The organism is Xanthovirga aplysinae, from assembly GCF_009711365.1.
Lineage (GTDB): Bacteria > Bacteroidota > Bacteroidia > Cytophagales > Cyclobacteriaceae > Xanthovirga > Xanthovirga aplysinae.
Window position 1 is genome coordinate 1 of the sequence record NZ_SMMB01000570.1, and the last position, 2423, is coordinate 2423.

Consider the following 2423-nt stretch of genomic DNA (forward strand, 5'->3'; position numbering starts at 1 on the left):
TTTTTTTTTCCTTTTGCTATCTTTCTAAAAAAGAATTGATTTCTTTGGCATTAAATATAGAGGAAAAGAACCAAGTATATATTTTTTAATGAGCAAATTAATCAGGCAAAGTATTGTAAGTAGTCTTTTATCTTATTTGGGAGTTCTTGTTGGTTACTTCAATATCATCTGGTTCTTTCCTTATGTTTTTAGCACCGAACAACTTGGTTTAGTCCGTGTAGTGCAGGATATGGCTTTGTTAATGACTCCCTTTGCACAAGCTGGCTTAAGACAAAGTTTACTAAGGTTTTACCCACGTTTTGAAGCCAAAGGGGAAAAGACTTCTTTTCTTTCATTTATTTTTTTGGGAGGGGTTCTTTCTTACGTGATCTTTTTTATCGGTTTTGAACTCTTCCGGCCTTATATAATGGATTTATTTGAGGAAAGGTCTGCCATGTTGGTAGAATACGTTCATGTTGTGCTTTTCATGGTATTTATTCTGGTAATTACGGGTTTATTTGAAGGTTATGGGCAAATGCTTTTTAAGGTCTCTGTTCCAAACTTTATTCGTGAAGTACTGTTAAGGCTATTCCTGACCATTCTTACCTTTTGTTATTTTAAGCAAATTATCACCTATGATTTGTTGGTCAATTTAATCGCAGGGGCTTATTTATTGGCCTTTTTGCTGTTGTTTATTTATTTCATTTATCTAAAAGTAATACCGTTTCAATTTAAAATTGAATTTCCTGAAAGGAGATTGTTTCGTGAAATAATCCGCTATGGTTCCATTGTGGTTTTAGGGTCAAGTGGCTCTTTGTTAGTGGCTAAAGTTGATAGTTTAATGGTAGCATCAATGCTTGGAATATCCGAGGCAGGAATTTATACTACCATGTTTAATGTAGCGGTGGTGATAGAGATGCCCCGGAGAGCTTTGGCGCAATTAACTGCTCCAATAGTTTCTACGGCGTTTCAGCAGGTTAAAATTCGGAAAATAAAGGCCCTTTACCAAATAATTTCTATTAATCAGTTAGCCCTGGGAACGTTACTTTTTATTGGGATTTGGGCTAATTTGGATAGTTTGTTTTATATGATGCCCAAAGGAGATGAATTTCGGGCTGGAAAATATGTTGTATTGTTGATTGGTATTAGCAAGTTGTTGGATATGGCGACAAGTATAAATAGTGATATTATTTCTATGTCCAAATTCTATAGGTTTAACCTTTATGGTGTAAGTATTATTGGATTACTTACTGTTGTGGCTAATATTATTTTTATACCCATTTATGGGTTAAATGGGGCGGCCCTCGCTTCTTTATTAACCCTGGGGATATATAATTTTATTAAGTTAATCTTTATCTATTTCAAATTTAAAATGCAGCCTTTTGGTTTTAATACAATAAAAATTTTAATCATTGGGGCTTTGGCCTATTATTTATCTACCTTAATTCCAAGGCACCCTTTAGCATTGGTAGATGTGGGAATTCGATCTGCATTAATCACTTTGATTTATGTCCCTTTGATTATTGCTCTAAAGGTTTCACCAGATGTAAATCGTTTTTATCATCTGTTGGTTTCCAAGCTTCTCCATTTTGTTCGAAAGTGAAGGCTTTACTTTAAGGGATGTTTTTTTGTTTTTAAAAATTTTTCAGATTTTGGCATGATTTTAGAATTTTTTTACTCATTCTGAGTTTAGAAATAATGGATAATAGACCAATAGGAGTATTTGATTCAGGTTTGGGGGGACTTTCTGTGTGGAAGGAATTAGTTACGTTGATGCCAGAAGAGTCGATGATTTATTATGCAGATAGTGGAAACTGTCCTTATGGTCCAAAACCGGAAGAAGAAATTACTGCCATTGTAAATAAAATCAGTAAATTTCTTATTGAAAAAGAGTGTAAAATAATTGTAGTGGCTTGTAATACTGCTACTAATGCAGCTATTGACCATTTGCGATCTTCCTTTTCTGTGCCTTTTATAGGAATGGAGCCTGCCATTAAACCCGCAGCTATACAGACACGCAGTGGAAAAGTGGGAATATTGGCTACAGAAGGGACTTTAAATGGAAAGAAATTTAAGAAGACAGCCACTACCCATGCATCTCACTTAGATTTGATGGTGCAGGTAGGCCAAGGGTTAGTGGAACTTGTAGAAGAAGGGAAGGTGGAGACAAAAGAGGCAGAAACACTTTTAAGAACCTATATAGAACCAATGATGGAAAATCAGGTGGATCAATTGGTTTTGGGCTGTACACATTATCCTTTTTTACAACCATTAATTGGAGAAATTACAAAAGATAGTATTTCTGTACTTAACCCAGCAGAAGCTGTGGCCCGGCACACATTGAAAATATTAAGGGAAGAACAATTGTGTTTTTCTTCAAATGGAAGAAAACCGTTCTATCATTTTTACACAAGTGGCAAAGCGGTTAAATTAGGGGAATTTCT

2 protein-coding genes are annotated in these 2423 nt (G+C 34.9%); both read left to right on the forward strand.

Going from position 1 to position 2423, the window contains the following annotated elements:
• Window positions 1–88: 88 nt before the first annotated feature.
• Entirely contained in the window at window positions 89–1582 is a 1494-nt protein-coding gene (locus E1171_RS02800) for a lipopolysaccharide biosynthesis protein (protein ID WP_155203867.1), read from the forward strand.
• 95 nt (window positions 1583–1677) lie between these two features.
• On the forward strand, window positions 1678–2423 hold a 746-nt coding region (gene murI, locus E1171_RS02805), incomplete at its 3' end, for a glutamate racemase (RefSeq protein ID WP_155203869.1).